The sequence below is a fragment of the Nocardia sp. CA-135953 genome, assembly GCF_050955735.1.
GTDB lineage: Bacteria > Actinomycetota > Actinomycetes > Mycobacteriales > Mycobacteriaceae > Nocardia.
The window spans coordinates 2,161,667-2,178,637 of record NZ_CP192082.1; the positions used below are offsets into that span (position 1 = coordinate 2,161,667).

The window sequence follows — 16,971 nt, forward strand, 5'->3', positions numbered from 1 at the left end:
TCGCGGCCGGGTGGCGCGCCGCGAGGCGTCGCCGCGCTGCCGATTCGGGTCGATCAGGGTTGACGCTACTGTGCCGCACCTGGCGTGTCAGGCGGATTTTGCCCGCGTGGCGTTATCAGTCGAGGGGTTGTGCGGTGGTGCCGCCGAGGGGGAGTTGGGGGAGGCCGAGTTTGCGGTGGTCCCAGCTGCGGAGGCGATCCGGGACGACGCGGACGGCTATGCGCTTGTTGAGCATCTGCTCGACGAGCGGGCGGACTTCTTCGCTGTAGGGGCCGGTGTAGCGCTCCCATACGCTCACGCCGACGGCGAAGAGCCTGTCCGGATCATCGATGATCTCGGCGTGGCCTTCGATCGAGACTCCGCGCAACTGGTCATAGGTCCGGCCCGCCTCGACCATGCAGGTCACGCGGGGGTCGCGGCCCAGGTTCACTGCCTTTTGCGACTTGGCCTTGGTCTCGAACCAGATCTCGCCGTCGATGAGTGCGTACCACATCGCGGTCAGGTGCGGCGCACCGTTCGGGCCGATGGTGGCCACCGTCGCGATGCGGCTGCGCTGCAGGAATTCGGAAATCTCGGCGTCGGACATGACGATCTGTGTCCGTTGGTTTACACCCATGCGCACCAACTTTAGAGCCTAGAAAATAGAACGCGTTACAGCCTCTTGTGGAGTGCGTCCGCCGCGGCGACCAGGTCGGCCGCCCAGCGCGCGCCCGGCCTGCGGCCCATGCGATCGATCGGCCCCGACACCGAGACCGCCGCGATGACGTGGCCGGCTGCGTCGCGCACGGGTGCGGAGACGCTGGCCACACCGCTGGCCCGCTCCGCGGCGCTCTGCGCCCAGCCGCGCTTGCGGACCTCGGCCAGCGCCCGCTCACCGAATACCGCATCGGCGAGGATGATGCGCTGCAGTTCCGGGTCCGCCCAGGCGACCAGCACCTTGGCCGCCGAACCGGCGGTGAGCGGCAGGCGCGCCCCGATCGGTACGGTGTCGCGCAGGCCGACGGGCGGTTCCAGGGCGGCGACGCAGACCCGCGCATTGCCGTCTCGGCAGTAGATCTGGACGCTCTCGCCGGTGATCTCGCGCAAGCGCGGGAGAATGGCCGCGGCGGCCTCGTGCAGTGGATCGCTGGCTCCTGCGGCGAGTTCGGCGAGGGCTGGTCCCGGCCGCCACAGACCATTGTTGTCGCGGGCGAGCAGCCGGTGTACCTCGAGCCCGACGGCCAGGCGATGGGCGGTGGCCCGGGGCAGGCCGGTGCGGGTGCACAGTTCGTTGAGACCGCATGGGTGCTCCGCGACGGCGTACAACACCGACACCGCTTTGTCGAGGACGCCGATACCGCTATGCTGTCTCATAGAACGATATTAGCGTCTCGGATACTGAGAAAGCCACCTTAACGGTCTGCTCGCTCCGGACGCGTCGGAACAGCCAAAAACTTGTGCAGCCGTGAGCGCGCCTCAGCCCCGATCGCGTACCTCGGTTGCTCGTCGGAAAGGTGATCGAGAATGGCCGAGCGCCGCACACTGGCCGAGAAGGTGTGGGAGCAGCATGTCGTCGCCCGCGGAGCGGGCGAGGGCGCCTCGCGGGAGCCCGATCTGATCTACATCGATCTGCACCTCGTACACGAGGTGACCAGCCCGCAGGCCTTCGACGGACTTCGCGCTGCGGGCCGTCCGGTGCGCCGTCCCGATCTCACCATCGCGACCGAGGACCACAATGTCCCGACGATCGATATCGATAAGCCGATCGCCGACCCCATTTCGCGCACCCAGGTCGAGACGCTGCGCCACAATTGCACGGAATTCGGTGTGCGCCTGCATCCGATGGGGGACCTGGATCAGGGCATCGTGCACGTCGTCGGGCCGCAACTGGGTTTGACCCAACCGGGGATGACGGTGGTGTGCGGCGATAGCCACACCTCCACGCACGGCGCATTCGGCGCGCTGGCCATGGGCATCGGCACCAGCGAGGTCGAGCACGTCCTTGCCACGCAGACGCTCTCGCTGCGCCCGTTCAAGACCATGGCGATCACCGTCGACGGCCAATTGCCGCCCGGTGTCACGAGTAAGGACCTGATTCTGGCCGTCATTGCCCAGATCGGTACCGGCGGTGGTCAGGGCTATGTGCTCGAGTATCGCGGTGAGGCCATTCGCGCCATGTCGATGGAGGCGCGAATGACGATCTGCAACATGTCGATCGAGGCGGGCGCGCGGGCGGGCATGATCGCTCCTGACGAAACCGCCTATGAATTCCTCAAAGGACGCCCGCACGCGCCGCAGGGAGCCGACTGGGATGCCGCAGTGGCCGCCTGGGAGGCGCTGAAGACCGATGATGGCGCCGTTTTCGACGCCGAGGTGCACATCGATGCCGCCGCGCTGAGTCCGTTCGTCACCTGGGGTACCAACCCGGGGCAGGGCGCGCCGCTGGGCGAGCAGGTGCCCGATCCCGCGCAGATTTCCGACGAGACGGCACGCGAGTCCGCAGTGAAAGCGTTGCGATACATGGATTTGGAGCCGGGTACTCCACTTCGTGATGTATCGGTCGACGCCGTATTCGTCGGTTCGTGCACCAACGGGCGCATCGAGGATTTGCGTGCGGTGGCCGGGATTTTGAAGGGACGCCGGGTCGCCGACGGGGTGCGAATGCTGGTTGTACCGGGATCTATGCGGGTGCGCGCCCAGGCGGAAAAAGAAGGACTGGGCGAGATTTTCACTGCGGCCGGTGCCGAATGGCGTCAGGCGGGCTGCTCGATGTGCTTGGGAATGAATCCCGATCAGCTCGCACCGGGTCAGCGCTGTGCTTCGACTTCGAACCGTAACTTCGAGGGCCGGCAGGGCAAAGGTGGCCGTACGCACCTGGTTTCCCCGCTCGTAGCGGCCGCGACGGCGGTCCGCGGCACCCTGTCCTCGCCTGCGGATCTGGACTGATCGGCGCGCGGACGACGTTGTGTCCGCGCCGATTCGTTCTGTTGCCCGCTAGCGACTGATTGCAGGTCGCTCGAAACGATCAGCCCAAATCGTCTAATGACCCAGGAGAATCAGCAAATGGAAGCCTTCACCGTGCACAAGGGGATCGGAGTGCCGCTGCGCCGATCGAATGTCGACACCGATCAGATCATTCCGGCCGTGTACCTGAAGCGAGTGACGCGAACGGGATTCGAGGACGGACTGTTCGCAGCATGGCGATCGGATCCGGACTTCATTCTGAACACCGAACCCTATAACCGGGGCAGTGTGCTGGTGGCCGGCCCGGACTTCGGTACCGGATCCTCGCGCGAACACGCGGTATGGGCGCTGTCGGACTACGGCTTTCGCGTCGTCATCTCGGCACGCTTCGCCGACATCTTCCGCGGCAATGCAGGCAAGGGCGGAGTGTTGGCCGCGCAGATGTCACAGAACGATGTCGAAATGCTCTGGAAGTTGCTCGAGGAACAGCCGGGTCTCGAATTGGTAGTAGACCTCGAGGCGCGCACTGTGACGGCCGGAACCGTCGTGTTGCCGTTCGATATTGATGACTACACGCGGTGGCGTCTGCTCGAAGGATTGGACGACATCGGGCTGACACTGCGGCGTAGTGAGGTCATCGGCGAGTTCGAAAAGGCAAGGCCAAGTTGGAAACCCACAACCCTTCCGGCGCATATTTCGCAGGCGTAATCACCCCGGTAGCGATAGCTGCGTTCGCCTTGGGGCGGTAGCTGGACGTGTGCTAAACCACATGAATTTTGGCGTGGCACATAGACTCTTGCCCAAAGTGGGTTTACCGTGGTACCTAGTCGGTCCGACGACGGGCCATTAGTCTGCGGAGGATTCAATGAACAAGGCGGAACTGATCGACGTTCTGACCGAAAAGTTGGGTACGGACAGGCGCACGGCCACCGCGGCAGTCGAGCATGTGGTCGACACCATCGTGCGTGCGGTGCACAAGGGTCAGAGCGTCACAATCACCGGATTCGGTGTGTTCGAACAGCGTAAGCGTGCGGCTCGTGTCGCGCGGAACCCGCGTACCGGCGAAACCGTGAAGGTGAAGCCCACTTCGGTGCCCGCGTTCCGTCCGGGCGCGCAGTTCAAAGCCGTCATTGCGGGCAAGCAGAAGCTGACCGCGAGCGGCCCTGCGGTAAAGCGCGGTGCGAATGCACCGGTGGCAGCAAAGAAGGCGGCCGCAAAGAAGACGGCGGCCAAGAAGGCCGCCGCGAAGAAGACGACCGCCACCAAGGCGCCCGCGAAGAAGACGGCGGCCAAGAAGGCCCCGGCAAAGACGACGGCGCGCAAGGCAACTGCCACCAAGACGGCTGCTAAGAAGGCACCCGCCAAGAAGACGGTCGCCAAGAAGGCGACGACTGCGGCCAAGAAGGCAACGACGGCGGCCAAGAAGACCGCCACCGCCGCCAAGAAGACGGTCGCGAAGAAGGCGCCCGCGAAGAAGTCCGCGGCCAAGAAGGCTCCGGCCCGTCGCGCGCGCTGACGCTGAAGGTGCACTGCCGCCGGGTGATTCGGCTCCGCTAGGCGGAATCACCGGCAAACCGACTCGAAACGGCCCCGAGGTTCGCCTCGGGGCCCTTTCGGCTGTCTGCGTCTCGATTTGGTATCGAGAAGCGACAGTAGGCGATTGTGGTGCTCTCAGGTGACAGGATTTGACAGCGGCGTCAGGGCTTGACGATGGCGGCCGAGAGTGACCGGTCGAGGTGGTCGGCGGCGACCAGTCGACCCGAGACGAATGACAGCACCCACACACTGCCCTTGCGGTTGCGCGCGGACGGCAGTGTGATGCCGTCCCGATCGGCCCACCACTGCAGCAGATCGGGAATTACCTTGCCCTGACTGCACAGAACGCGCACCGCGCGATCCGACACGAGTGATAGGGCGCGTTGTCGAGCCTTGTCCGGCGCTGCGGCATAAGCGGTTTCGGAGAAATCCGGTTCGATGCCGATGGTCGTGCCGAGTTTCTCCGCTAGCGGTTCCACCGTCTGGATGCAGCGGAGCGGATCGGCCGAAAAGATCTCGGACGCACCGAATGCCATTAGATTCGGGACCAACGCATCGGCTTGGGCCCGACCGGCCCGCTCCAACGGGCGCTGCTCGTCCGGACCGTCGAATCGGTCCCTACTGCCCGCCTTGGCGTGCCGCACCACAACCAGCGTGCTGGTGGCGGCGGGCAGGCGGGTGAAGGCGCGCATCACCTGCCGGTCCATCGGATACGACAATTGGTCCATCACCCGGTCCAAGGTGTACCACGACAGCACATCGACCTCGGAATTGGCGCTGAATTCACCGCCGGAAACCTCGGCGGCCCAATAATCCACTCGCTTGAGTTTCCGGTGGCCGGGAATCGGATACGTGACGTGCCCGAGGTAGCGGCCGAGCGTGCAGTCGAGGCCGGTTTCCTCGCCGACCTCGCGCACGGCGGCGAGTACCGGTGTCTCGCCCGGATCGAGTTTGCCCTTCGGCAGCGACCAATCCTGATACTTGGTGCGGTGCACCACGGCGATCTCGATGGCGCCGGATCCAGCGGACGTTCTACGCCACAACACGGCGCCCGCGGCGTGAATGTTGGCTGTTACCCGAGGATCCCAGAACGGCCCGCCGTCCATCTCGTATCCCGTCGTACCACTCACGACTGCGCCTCGATGGTGCTCGGCTTCGTCGTGCAAGATTGCGCGCTGTATTGATGCTTCACTCGCTGCCGCTCGTTCACGGCTGATCCGGTCTCCGCACTCGCATCATGAATTGCTGGTGGTCGCGCACCTCGACGCCGTTGCTATCGGCGCCGTCGGGTGAGGCGTGCCAGCTGCCGTCGGCTTGGAGTACCCAGCAGCGTGTGGTCGGATACAGGGCCGAGTCGAAGACCGAGCCCAGCTGCTCGCACAGCCTCGGATCCTTCACCTGCGCCATGACTTCCACGCGCCGGTCCAGATTCCGGTGCATCATGTCGGCGCTGCCGATCCAGTATTGGTCCTGGGCCTGGAAGTGCAGAATGCGCGAATGTTCCAGGAATCGACCGAGAATCGAGCGCACCTCGATGTTCTCGCTCATCCCCTCGACACCGGGTCGCAGACCGCAGATGCCACGCACCACGATCTGCACCGGTATACCGGCCTGAGAAGCTCGGTAGAGAGCGTCGATGACTTGCTCGTCGACAATTGCATTGGCCTTTATCCGGATTCGCGCCGGGAAGCCCTGGCGCGCCAACTCGATCTCGCGCTGGATCCGCTCGATGATTCCGGCGCGCACACCCTGCGGTGCGACAAGCAGGTTGCGGTAGTTGGCCTTTCGCGAGTAACCGGTCAGCGAATTGAACAGATCGGTCAGATCGGCGCCGATTTCCGGTGCGGCGGTGAGCAACCCGACGTCCTCGTAGAGGCGCGCGGTCTTCGGGTTGTAGTTGCCGGTGCCGATATGGCAGTAGCGGCGGATGGTCGAACCCTCGCGACGCACCACCAGGCAGGTCTTGCAGTGCGTCTTGAGGCCGATGAGGCCGTAGACCACATGCACGCCCGCCTGTTCCAGCGCCCGGGCCCATTTGATGTTGGCCTGTTCGTCGAAGCGGGCCTTGATCTCGACCAGCGCGACCACCTGTTTACCCGCCTCGGCCGCGTCGATGAGCGCGTTCACGATCGGGGAGTCACCAGAGGTGCGGTACAGGGTCTGTTTGATCGCGAGCACCTGCGGGTCGGCGGCGGCCTGTTCGATGAAGCGCTGCACACTGGTGGAGAACGAGTCGTAGGGGTGGTGCACCAGCACATCGCCCTCGCGCAGCGCCTGGAAGACGTTGCGTGGGGTTTCGCGCTCGCCGAATGCGGGCGGCGTCGCGGGCACATACGGCGCGTCCTTGAGATTGGGCCGGTCCACGCCGTACACCTGCCACAGGCAGGACAGGTCCAGGAGGCCCGGCACCTGAATCACATCGCCGGGATCGACCTCGAGCTCACGCAGCAGTAGATCGAGCATGTGCTCGGTCATATCGTCGGAGACCTCTAGTCGGACCGGCGACCCGAAGCGGCGGCGAGCGAGTTCCCGCTCCAACGCCTGCAGCAGATCCTCGTCGCGATCCTCGTCGACCTCGAAATCGGCATTGCGGGTGATCCGGAACGAGTGGTGTTCGACGACCTTCATACCTGGGAACAGCAGATCGAGGTGCGCGGCGATCAGTTCTTCCATCGGTAGGAAGGCCGCGACCGGGGAGCCGGAGTCGGTGCGCCGCACCCGAACGAAGCGATCGACGTTGTCGGGCACCTTGACGCGGGCGAAGTGTTCGCCGCCGGTGGAGGCATCCTTCACTGTCACCGCGAGGTTGAGACTCAGGCCGCTGATGTAAGGGAACGGGTGCGCCGGATCCACCGCGAGCGGGGTAAGTACCGGAAAAACCTGATCCTGGAAGTAGCCCGAGAGGCGTTGGCGCTCATCGTTATCCAGATCGGACCAGACGATGACGGCAATGCCCTCGGCGGTCAGCGCGGGCAGTACCGAGTCGAGGAAGACGCGGGCGTGCCGGTCGGCGATCTCCTGGGCGCGCGCCGCGATCAGCTCCAATTGTTCGGTGGGCGAACGGCCGTCGGCCGAACGCACCGAAAGTCCGGTCTCCGCACGGCGTTTGAGGCCGGCGACGCGGACCATATAGAACTCGTCCAGATTGGAGGCGAAGATCGCGAGGAACTTCGCGCGCTCCAACAATGGCAGCGATGCGTCCTCAGCAAGTGCGAGAACTCGGGTGTTGAAGTCGAGCCAACTGAGTTCGCGGTTCAGGTAGCGATCACGTGGCAACCGTTGCGGGCCGCCATCCTCGACAGGTGGTGTCGCGGCGGGCAGTGCGGTCGGCAGCACCTGTTGTTTGACGGTTTCGATATCGCTCATGCCCGCGCCTCGCTGGCACGCTGCACCGACATGCGCGACGCACGCTGGTTCCGGAATAGCTTGCTTCGCTCACTCACGCCAACGATCATCCCCTACAAACCGAGCCGTGTGCAGCCCGACGCCATCATTGCCATGCGTATCACGCCGAATGTGGCGACCGGCTAGCACACCCGGCGTACCCGCTCGTGAACCCGAATCGGCCAACCGATGTCGTGCAGGACAGCACGTGTCGAATCGCCCGCGCCGAGTTCGACGGCGCGGTCCAGATCGTCGGCGGTATCGACGTCGAGCCGCAATCCGGGCCAGTCACCGTGCAGGTCGACCGCACCCGCGTCGATGTGTCGACGCGCCGAGCCCGGACCGAAGCGCGGATCCAGCAGGGCAACAGTATCGCGGACCAATAACGCGGACGTGCCGCTGCCGGCGTGGTCGACGATGACCGAGCGTACTCCGACCGGCGCGGTGCTCAGCATGTCCGAGAGTTCGTCGGGGCGCAAGGCGGGCAGATCCGCCTGCAGAGCCAGCAGCTCGACCGGACCGTGCCGGTGTCGCAATGCGGTGGCCGCGTCGGTGAGCGCGGTGTTCAGGCCGTCCGGATCGGTCGCGTCGATCACCTCGCGGCGGGGTTCGGGATGTACGACCGCGCCGAGCGTGCGCGCCACGTCGGTGACGATCGGATCCGGGGTCACCACGGTGACCGATGCGATCCGCGGAACCGCGACAGCGGCGGACACGGTGTCGGCGAGCATGGCAAGCACCAGCCGGGCCCGGTGTTCCGGGCGCAACCGATCGGCCAGACGGCTCTTGGCCCGATCGAGGCTCTTCACCGCGATCACGGCGTGCAACGCATGCGGACGCATGCTGCTAATCCTTCCATGAGTGGTTCCGTGGCATATTGGGCAGATGACGAGGGCGGCAGTGCTGGGCGCGGGATCGTGGGGGACCGCGTTCGCGAAGGTGTTGGCGGACGCGGGAACCGACGTCACGATCTGGGCCAGGCGGCCCGAGGTGGCCAAGGCCCTGGCCACGGAACATCGCAATCCGTTCTATCTGCCCGATGTGCAACTACCCAGCGTGCGGGCCACCCACGACCACGCCGAGGCGCTCGAAGACGCCGACATCGTGGTGCTCGCGGTTCCGTCCCAATCCCTGCGCGCGAATCTCGAGACGTGGCGGGACTCGATCGGGCCGGATGCCGCGCTGCTGAGCCTGGCCAAGGGTATCGAGACCGGCACGCTGCTGCGGATGAGTCAGGTCATCGGTGAAGTCACCGGTGCCGACGAGAGCCGGATCGCGGTGCTGTCCGGTCCGAATCTGGCCAAGGAGATCGCCGCCGAGCAACCCGCGGCCACCGTGATCGCCTGCACCGATGCGGCGCGGGCCGTCGCACTGCAGCGGGCCTGCGCCAACGGCTACTTCCGGCCCTACACCAATACCGATGTGATCGGCTGCGAGATCGGTGGCGCCTGCAAGAACGTCATCGCGCTCGCTTGCGGCATCGCGTCGGGAATGGGATTGGGCGACAACTCGATTGCCAGCCTGATCACCCGCGGGCTGGCCGAGATCATCCGGCTCGGGGTCGCACTCGGCGCGGAGCCGGTCACCTTGGCCGGACTGGCCGGCGTCGGCGATCTGGTCGCCACCTGTACCTCGCCGCTGTCGCGCAATCGGTCGTTCGGGCATGTGCTCGGGGCGGGCGGGTCCATGGAGGCGGCCCAGGAGGCCACCCATGGTCAGGTCGCCGAGGGTGTGAAGTCGTGCACATCGGTGCGGGCGCTGGCCGCGGCGCACAATGTCGAGATGCCGCTGACCACGGGGGTGCACCAGGTATGTCATGAGGGCGTTTCGGTGCGCGAGGCGGTCGACAATCTGCTGGGTCGGCGGATCAAACCGGAATAGGGGCGAACGCTATACCCGCACGGGCACGAGGTTGGTTCAGCACCCATAACGGGTACGGTTCCGTGCATGACGAACCGGATCAGGGTTGCTGTGGTGTTCGGCGGGCGCAGTAACGAGCACGCCGTCTCGTGTGTGTCGGCCGGCAGCGTGCTGCGCAACCTCGATCCGGAAAAGTACGAGGCAGTGTCCATCGGCATCACCCTCGACGGCGCCTGGGTGCTCGGCGGTTCCGAGGTGGCCTCGCTCGGATTCAAGGAAAATGGGCTGCCCGCTGTGGACAGCAGCGGCACCGCGCTCACGTTGGCCGCCGATCCGAGTCGGTCCGGCTCGTTGGTCGCGCTCGACGATCCGACTGCGGCACTCGGTTCGGTGGATGTGGTGTTCCCGATTCTGCATGGTCCGTTCGGTGAGGACGGCACGCTGCAGGGCATGCTCGAATTGGCCGGGGTGCCGTATGTCGGGCCGGGGGTACTGGCCAGCGCCGCTGGCATGGATAAGGAATTCACCAAGAAGCTGCTCGCCGCGGAGGGGCTACCGATCGGGCGGCAGCTGGTGCTGCGGCGCGGGACCGACACACTCGCTGCGGACGATCGTGCGCTGCTGGGCCTGCCGGTGTTCGTCAAACCGGCACGCGGTGGCTCCTCGATCGGCATCACCAAGGTCACCGACTGGAGCGAGTTGGACGCGGCGATCGCGACGGCGCGCGAACACGATCCGAAGGTGATCGTGGAAGCGGGCATTGTCGGACGCGAAGTCGAATGTGGCGTGCTGGAATTTCCGGACGGGCGGGTCGAGGCCAGTGTGGTCGCCGAGATTCGGATGCCGGATGCCGATGCCGCGGCGCCGGAGTTCTACGACTTCCACACCAAATACCTCGACGATGTCTGCGAATTCGATGTTCCGGCGAAACTGGACGACGAAGTGTCCGACAGCGTCAGGGAACTCGCGGTGCGGGCGTTCAAAGCGCTCGACTGCCAAGGGTTGGCGCGGGTGGACTTCTTCGTCACGACGGAGGGGCCGGTGATCAATGAGATCAATACGATGCCCGGCTTCACCTCGATCTCCATGTATCCGCGGATGTGGGAGGCGACCGGAATCGACTACCGGGCACTGGTTTCCACACTGATCGAAACGGCGCTCGCACGTGGTACCGGATTGCGGTGAGCGACCCTCTTTTGGCCAGGGCCGCTCATTCGGTGTCTCGAGTAGAGCTGGTGTGGCGATACGACGCGGGGTGCGACGTCAGTTCGGCAGCGGGCCGGGATCGATCGGCTGAGCCGGTATGTTGGCGGTAATCGCGTCCGAAACTCCTTGCAGCGGAGTGGGTCCGGAGCCGTCGGGGACGGTCAGCGCGATATAGGTCGGGCGGTCGACGGCGAACCAGGTGCTCGCCTTGGCGGCCGCATCGCGGACCTCGAACCACTGCACGCCATCGACGATCTGTAGCGGCGAGGCGCGGTTGAACTCCAACGGTCGTTCCAAACCGCAGCGCAGCACGATCGCGTCGCCGCCGTCCTTGCGCTGCCAGGCGCGAGTCGCTGGAGGAGCCGGCTCCACCAGCGTGGATTTGGAGTATTCGCCGAGATCGACCGGCAATGCGGGCAGCAGCGCGGCGCACGCCGGACCATCTGCTGCGGGTGCGGGAACCGGACCGAGAACCAGCGGTTCGCGTTCGGTCGGTGCGCGTAGCGCGAGGACCGCGGCGACCAGAACGGCGACTACCAGCACGACCGGGAGTGCGACCGCTGTCGCGATCAGCGCGGGCGGGTATCCGCTGGATTCGGTGGCGGGCTCGTCGGCGGATTCGGTGCTGTCGGACGCCGCGAGTTCGGTGTCGGCGGCATCGGCGACCGCGGGTTCGGTGTCGGCGGCATCGGCGACCGCGGGTTCGGTGTCGGCGGCATCGGTCGCGGCTGGTGCGGTGTCGGCGGGCTCGGCGTTAGCGGCATCGGTTGAAGCTGTGGCGGGCTCAGCGTCGTCGGTAACGGTTGGGGCTGCTACGGGGTCCGTGGGTCCGGTGTCGGCGGAACCGTTTGAAGCTGTTGGGGAGCCAGCGGCCTTGGCTTCGGCGGCACCGGTCGAGGCTGGTGCGGGCTCGGCATCGTCGGCACTGGCGGAGGCTGGTTCGGGCTCGGCGTCGGCCGCTGGAGAAGGGCTGTCGGCTCCGGTGTGATCGACGGTGGGCGTGGGTTCTGCCGCAGCGCTGTCCGCGGGCGAATCGGCCGTCCCTTTCGACAGCTCGGCCTCGGATGACGACTCCGCCGCCGACGAATCGCGGTCCGACGATCCCGCAGCCATGCTCACCGGTCCCTTCCTGTTCGCGCCGGCGGGCCCGGTCACCTGGGGATGGATGCCGCGCACCGGCCTGGTCGTACTCGATTGCCTTGGAAAGGGTACCCTCGGGGCGATTTCAGCCAGCACGACGCCGGGAAGGGACCAGGTCATCAGCGACAGCACACGGCCGAGCACAGTGCGTGAGCTGGGGGAGTTCGCGCTGATCGAGCGGATCAACTCGGGGCGGACGCAGGCGCCCGGCGTGCTGCTCGGCCCCGGTGACGACGCCGCCCTGGTAGCAGCGCCGGACGGCCGTTTCGTGGTCACCACCGACATGCTGATCCAGGATCGACATTTCCGGCTCGACTGGTCCGATCCGCGCGATATCGGGCGCAAGGCCATCGCGCAGAATGCCGCCGACGTGGTCGCGATGGGTGCCGTGCCGACCGCATTCGTGGTGGCGTTCGGTTGCCCGGCCGATACGCCGCTCGAGCTGGTGGACGGGCTCACCGACGGGATGTGGGCCGAGGCGCGTCGCGCGGGCGGTTCCATCGCGGGCGGCGATGTGGTGCGCAGCCCGCAGCTGGTCATCTCGGTCACCGCTTTCGGTGATCTGGACGGCCGCGCGCCGATCACCAGAGCCGGTGCACGCGTGGGGGATACGGTCGCCGTGGTCGGTCGCCTCGGCTGGTCCGCAGCCGGGTTGGCGGTGCTGACCGCCGGATTCGATCCGGCAGACGAACTATTCGCCGAAGTGCTTGCGGCCCATCGGGTCCCACGGCCGCCCTATTCGGCTGTGCTCGCTGTTGTCGCCGATTCCGCTGCCGAAGTGGACAACTCGGGGGCGTCCCCCGCGGAAGGCGTGCTCGGTTCGGAGCACATCGGGGTGTCGGATCAGAACGCGACGGAGTTCGAATCGGAAGGCGTCATCGGGTCTCCCACCGAATGGCCCGCGATACCCACCGCGCTCACCGACATCTCGGACGGATTGCTCGCGGATCTGGGGCATATCGCCGAGGCGTCCGGCGTCGCCATCGATGTCCACTCGAAGACATTGCGCGATCCCGCTCTGGCGACCATCGCGCGGCGTCTGGATGCCGATGCGGCGCAATGGATTCTGACCGGCGGCGAGGATCACGCATTCGCCGGAACCTGGCCCGCGCACCGTGAGCTGCCGCCCGGATGGGTGCCGATCGGACGGGTGCTGGCAGGTCACGGCATCACCGTCGACGGCGTGCGGCATCCGGGCAGTGGGGGCTGGGAATCGTTCAGCGGGGTGGACTCGGCATCCGAGCCGGAGCCACGATAGGTTGTGCGGTCATGGGCGCGAAACCACTGACGGAAATCATGGATCCGGGTTGGGCGAAGGCTCTCGAGCCGGTTGCCGAACAGATCTCGGCGATGGGCGAATTCCTGCGCGCGGAGAATGCGGCGGGCCGCGGTTATCTACCTGCCGGTGAGAATGTGCTGCGCGCTTTCCAGCGTCCGTTCGATGCGGTGCGCGTGCTCGTCGTCGGCCAGGATCCGTATCCGACGCCCGGACATCCGATGGGCCTGAGTTTCTCTGTCGCCCCGGATGTTTCGCCGGTGCCGCGCAGCCTCGCCAATATCTTCGCCGAATACAGCAAAGACCTCGGCCACGAGACACCGTCCAACGGCGACCTGAGCCCGTGGTCGAATCAGGGCGTATTGCTGCTGAACCGAGTCCTGACGGTTTCGCCGGGAAAGCCGGCCTCGCACCGCGGCAAGGGCTGGGAAGCGGTGACCGATCAGGCGATTCGCGCGCTGGTGGCCAGGGACGAACCGCTGGTCGCGATCCTGTGGGGTCGTGACGCACAGACACTGAAACCGCAGCTGACCGCGGCCGAGGTGCCCTATATCGAATCCGTGCACCCGTCACCACTGTCGGCCTCGCGCGGCTTTTTTGGTTCGCGACCCTTCTCACGAGTGAATGAACTACTCGACGAATTGGGTGCCGAGCCTGTTGACTGGCGCCTGCCCTAGATCCCGGGCGTCGAGGTAAAACACAGTAGAGGAGCGCAATTACATGCAGAACAAGACCGTTCGCGGCGCACTGCGCGGCACCACAGCCACGCTGGCCCTGTGCGCGGCCCTGGCCGGCGGCAGTGCGGCGGCGAATGCGGCCGGGTTGCCGCTCGAGCCCGCCACGGAGACCTCCGCGCCGAAGACCGCCGCTCCGGTCGGCGAGGAATTCACCTCCAATGGCTCCTCGACCATCTCGTCCTCGGTGAATGCCAAGGTCGCGTGCCTGCTGCAGAACACCGTCAGTGCGCAGGGCAAGTGGGACTGCTGAGGTTCCATTGACCGGGGCACGCATGAGCCCCAGAGGTAACTGTGCGATCCTCGGATCGTGAGTAATGCGAACAACCTTCTCGATCCGATCCGGCTGCGGCTGCGCGGTTCGGATGGGATCGAGCTGGCCGCTGACCAGTTCGGCCCGGCGGACGGCCCGCTCGTCCTGTTTCTGCACGGTGGTGGTCAGACCAGACACTCGTGGAAGCAGACCGGTGCGAAGCTGGCCGCCGCCGGGATGCGGGTCGTCACGCTGGACGCGCGCGGCCACGGCGACAGCGAATGGTCTCCGAACGCCGATTACCGGCGCGCCACGATGGTCGCTGACCTGGTCGCGGTCCTCGAACAGCTGGCGGCCCCAGCGGTCGTGGTCGGTGCGAGCATGGGCGGGATCACCGGCCTGCTCACCACCGCGGATCCGGGCGGCGCGGCAATCACCGCACTGGTGCTCGTCGATATCGTCACCCGCCCCGAACCCGCCGGTGTCGCGCGGGTGATCGACTTCCTCGGCAAACATCGCGACGGCTTCGACAACCTCGAGCAGGCCGCCGACGCCGTCGCGGAATATATGCCGCATCGGCCACGGCCCAAGAACACCGACGGCCTGCTGCGCAATCTGCGCCGGCGCGACGGCCGATGGTACTGGCATTGGGATCCGAATATGCTCGGTGACCGCGTCGAGGATGCGAGCGAAATGGTGCCGCGGCTGGAAGCCGTCGCGCGCGCCCTCACCATTCCCGTACTGCTGGTGCGCGGCATGCAGTCCGACGTGGTGACGCCGGAAGGTGCCGCGGAATTCCAGGCACTGGTGCCGCATGCGCAGTTGGTCGAGATCGGCGGCGCGGCGCATACCGCGGCCGGTGACGACAACGATTCGTTCACCGACGCGGTCGCGAAATTCGTGCTCCAGGCGCGCGGTTAGCTACCGGTTCCGGTAGTCGGGCTTGCGCTTCTCGACGAAGGCATCCACGCCCTCGCGTCCGGCCGGGCTGTTCGCCGCGACGCTGATGGCATCGCGCTCGTAGTCGAGCTGATCGCTCAGCGTCGACGAATTCGACCGTGCCAGTAGCGATTTGATGCTCGCGTAGGCGGATCGCGGTCCGCTGGCGAGGGTTCGGGCCACCTCGAGTGCCTCGGCCCGCACCTGCTCGTCATCGACGAGCCGACTCAGGATGCCGAGCTGAACCGCCGTTTCGGCGTCGAGAATCGCATCGGTGAGCAAGATTTCGCGGGCGCGGCCGGCGCCGACGATCCGCGGTAGCGTCCACGACATGCCGCCGTCCGGGCTCAACGCGATGCCCGGATACGCCGGGCGCAGCTTGGTGCTCGGGCCGCCGATCGCGATGTCCGCCGCGCACACCAGGCTCATCCCGGCTCCGGCCGCCCACCCCTGCACCCCGGCGACGACGGGCACGATGGTCTCGTCGAGCGCGCGCACGAAATCGTGCAGATCCGTCGCGAGGCCGTAGATATGACCGGCCCGATCCTCGGCCGCCGCGAAACCGCGCACATTGCCACCCGCGGAGAAGTTGGGTCCGGCGCCCGTCAGCAGGACGGCCCCGATCTCGCGGTCGGCCGATCGCAATGCCTCGGTGCCCGCGTTGATGCCCGCGAAGTCCAGGGAAGTGCCATTCGCGGCGGTCGAGATGGTGATCTGTAGTACGCCGTCGACGACGGTGATGTACTCGGTCTGCGTGGAAGTCATGACCAGCACATTATCTCCCCGCCCCGAGCCGCCCTCCGGTCAGCGGCGGACCATGCGGAGTTCGATGGCGGGGGTGAAGGCCTCGATGCGGCTGGTGCCGTCGAGTTCGAAGCCGTGTTTGCGGTAAAAGGCCTGCGCGCGCGGGTTCTTCTCGAAGACCCAGAGAGAGCACGGAATGTCGGGTGCGACGGCGGCGCGAACGAGGTCGTGAGCGACGCCAGTGCCGTACCAAGCGGCGCGGACGTAGAGGGCATTGAGTTCGGTTGGGGTGACCGGTGATTCGTCGCGTGACGCGCTCGCACACGAGAAGCCGATCACCTCGTCGTCGATGAGGGCGACGTAGGCGCTGCCCGGGTTGCGGACCCGGATGCGTTCCCACTGCTCGGCGCGGCGGTCGACCTCGAACGCATCCAGGATGTGGTCGGGGACCAGACCGCGATAGGCCTCACGCCAGCAGGCGATATGGCATTCGGCGAGGCCGTGAACGTATTCGGTGGTGAGTGGGGCTATGCGCCAGGCGGGCTGGGTCATGGAGACCATCGTTGCCGAGGGCGGTCGGCGATGACCAGGGTCCGCAGATGACTACGCCCCGAGCACGGGGTGGTGTCGGGGCGTACGTCGGTCTCTGGGAAATCAGCCGCGAACGACCTTGCCCGCCTTCAGGCAGGAGGTGCACACGTTCATGCGGCGGGTGTTGCCCGGCGCGACCTGTGCGCGCACGGTCTGGATGTTCGGATTCCAACGACGGTTGGTACGCCGGTGCGAGTGCGAGACCGACTTCCCGAAGCCGGGGCCCTTGGCGCAGACGTCGCAGACGGCAGCCATAGTCGCGAACTCCTTCATGTCATGTGGGGACCGCCGCACGTCGGCAGCCTGTCCGGAAACAATGTCTTAATGCCCTGCCGACTCACGTCGGCCAGCGCGAACTCTCTCGG

18 protein-coding genes are annotated in these 16,971 nt (G+C 66.3%); 9 read left to right on the plus strand and 9 right to left on the minus strand.

Annotated features, from left to right (window positions below):
* Nucleotides 1-115: 115 nt before the first annotated feature.
* Nucleotides 116-616 carry a pyridoxamine 5'-phosphate oxidase family protein gene (locus ACQPXH_RS09955; RefSeq protein WP_433602029.1) on the minus strand — a complete coding sequence of 167 codons (501 nt, stop codon included), beginning with the start codon at nucleotides 614-616 and terminating at the stop codon, nucleotides 116-118.
* Between the two features lie 35 nt (nucleotides 617-651).
* Nucleotides 652-1,353, minus strand: coding sequence for an IclR family transcriptional regulator (locus ACQPXH_RS09960; RefSeq protein ID WP_433602030.1), 702 nt, complete (start codon nucleotides 1,351-1,353; stop codon nucleotides 652-654).
* A gap of 150 nt (nucleotides 1,354-1,503) precedes the next feature.
* On the opposite strand from ACQPXH_RS09960, the gene leuC reads away from it, so the two are divergent.
* The 3 genes from leuC to ACQPXH_RS09975 all read left to right on the plus strand — a co-directional run bounded on the left by leuC (nucleotide 1,504) and on the right by ACQPXH_RS09975 (nucleotide 4,459).
* Nucleotides 1,504-2,925 carry a 3-isopropylmalate dehydratase large subunit gene (leuC, locus tag ACQPXH_RS09965; RefSeq protein WP_433602031.1) on the plus strand — a complete coding sequence of 474 codons (1,422 nt, stop codon included), beginning with the start codon at nucleotides 1,504-1,506 and terminating at the stop codon, nucleotides 2,923-2,925.
* Between the two features lie 117 nt (nucleotides 2,926-3,042).
* Nucleotides 3,043-3,651 carry a 3-isopropylmalate dehydratase small subunit gene (gene leuD / locus ACQPXH_RS09970; RefSeq protein WP_433602032.1) on the plus strand — a complete coding sequence of 203 codons (609 nt, stop codon included), beginning with the start codon at nucleotides 3,043-3,045 and terminating at the stop codon, nucleotides 3,649-3,651.
* A gap of 157 nt (nucleotides 3,652-3,808) precedes the next feature.
* Nucleotides 3,809-4,459 (plus strand): HU family DNA-binding protein, encoded by a 651-nt coding sequence (locus ACQPXH_RS09975; protein ID WP_433602033.1) that lies wholly within the window; start codon nucleotides 3,809-3,811, stop codon nucleotides 4,457-4,459.
* Between the two features lie 181 nt (nucleotides 4,460-4,640).
* On the opposite strand, the gene ACQPXH_RS09980 is transcribed toward ACQPXH_RS09975, so the two are convergent.
* The 3 genes from ACQPXH_RS09980 to cofC all read right to left on the minus strand — a co-directional run bounded on the left by ACQPXH_RS09980 (nucleotide 4,641) and on the right by cofC (nucleotide 8,705).
* Nucleotides 4,641-5,585, minus strand: coding sequence for an NUDIX hydrolase (locus tag ACQPXH_RS09980; protein ID WP_433603396.1), 945 nt, complete (start codon nucleotides 5,583-5,585; stop codon nucleotides 4,641-4,643).
* A gap of 100 nt (nucleotides 5,586-5,685) precedes the next feature.
* A complete protein-coding gene (locus ACQPXH_RS09985) occupies nucleotides 5,686-7,845 on the minus strand; it encodes an RNA degradosome polyphosphate kinase (RefSeq protein WP_433602034.1) in 2,160 nt (719 codons plus the stop codon).
* Nucleotides 7,846-8,006: 161 nt separating this feature from the next.
* Nucleotides 8,007-8,705: a 2-phospho-L-lactate guanylyltransferase gene (gene cofC, locus ACQPXH_RS09990; RefSeq protein ID WP_433602035.1), complete on the minus strand. Its 699-nt coding sequence runs from the start codon at nucleotides 8,703-8,705 to the stop codon at nucleotides 8,007-8,009.
* Between the two features lie 43 nt (nucleotides 8,706-8,748).
* Here cofC and ACQPXH_RS09995 point away from each other — a divergent pair, with 43 nt between their 5' ends.
* Entirely contained in the window at nucleotides 8,749-9,744 is a 996-nt protein-coding gene (locus tag ACQPXH_RS09995; RefSeq protein ID WP_433602036.1) for an NAD(P)H-dependent glycerol-3-phosphate dehydrogenase, read from the plus strand.
* 66 nt (nucleotides 9,745-9,810) lie between these two features.
* Nucleotides 9,811-10,908, plus strand: a complete 1,098-nt coding sequence (locus tag ACQPXH_RS10000; RefSeq protein WP_433602037.1) for a D-alanine--D-alanine ligase family protein — start codon at nucleotides 9,811-9,813, stop codon at nucleotides 10,906-10,908.
* Nucleotides 10,909-10,986: 78 nt separating this feature from the next.
* Here ACQPXH_RS10000 and ACQPXH_RS10005 read toward each other — a convergent pair whose 3' ends face one another.
* Complete coding sequence (locus tag ACQPXH_RS10005) at nucleotides 10,987-12,042, minus strand: DUF3515 family protein (protein ID WP_433603397.1); 1,056 nt, start codon at nucleotides 12,040-12,042, stop codon at nucleotides 10,987-10,989.
* Nucleotides 12,043-12,214: 172 nt separating this feature from the next.
* Between ACQPXH_RS10005 and thiL the strand changes: the two genes are divergently transcribed.
* The 4 genes from thiL to ACQPXH_RS10025 are packed head-to-tail and all read left to right on the plus strand — an operon-like array spanning nucleotide 12,215 to nucleotide 15,253.
* Nucleotides 12,215-13,327, plus strand: coding sequence for a thiamine-phosphate kinase (gene thiL, locus ACQPXH_RS10010; RefSeq protein WP_433603398.1), 1,113 nt, complete (start codon nucleotides 12,215-12,217; stop codon nucleotides 13,325-13,327).
* 11 nt (nucleotides 13,328-13,338) lie between these two features.
* A complete protein-coding gene (locus ACQPXH_RS10015) occupies nucleotides 13,339-14,022 on the plus strand; it encodes a uracil-DNA glycosylase (protein ID WP_433602038.1) in 684 nt (227 codons plus the stop codon).
* 43 nt (nucleotides 14,023-14,065) lie between these two features.
* Complete coding sequence (locus tag ACQPXH_RS10020) at nucleotides 14,066-14,332, plus strand: hypothetical protein (RefSeq protein WP_433602039.1); 267 nt, start codon at nucleotides 14,066-14,068, stop codon at nucleotides 14,330-14,332.
* 57 nt (nucleotides 14,333-14,389) lie between these two features.
* Nucleotides 14,390-15,253: an alpha/beta fold hydrolase gene (locus tag ACQPXH_RS10025; RefSeq protein WP_433602040.1), complete on the plus strand. Its 864-nt coding sequence runs from the start codon at nucleotides 14,390-14,392 to the stop codon at nucleotides 15,251-15,253.
* Here the strand turns inward: ACQPXH_RS10025 and ACQPXH_RS10030 are convergent, their stop codons facing one another.
* From ACQPXH_RS10030 to rpmB, 3 genes are all read right to left on the minus strand, one after another.
* The gene (locus tag ACQPXH_RS10030) at nucleotides 15,254-16,036 is read right to left on the minus strand and encodes an enoyl-CoA hydratase/isomerase family protein (protein ID WP_433602041.1); all 783 of its coding nucleotides are present in this window, start codon (nucleotides 16,034-16,036) and stop codon (nucleotides 15,254-15,256) included. It abuts the gene before it with no gap.
* Nucleotides 16,037-16,075: 39 nt separating this feature from the next.
* Entirely contained in the window at nucleotides 16,076-16,567 is a 492-nt protein-coding gene (locus ACQPXH_RS10035) for an N-acetyltransferase family protein (protein ID WP_433602042.1), read from the minus strand.
* 102 nt (nucleotides 16,568-16,669) lie between these two features.
* Nucleotides 16,670-16,861 carry a 50S ribosomal protein L28 gene (gene rpmB, locus ACQPXH_RS10040; protein ID WP_011210730.1) on the minus strand — a complete coding sequence of 64 codons (192 nt, stop codon included), beginning with the start codon at nucleotides 16,859-16,861 and terminating at the stop codon, nucleotides 16,670-16,672.
* Nucleotides 16,862-16,971: the final 110 nt, after the last annotated feature.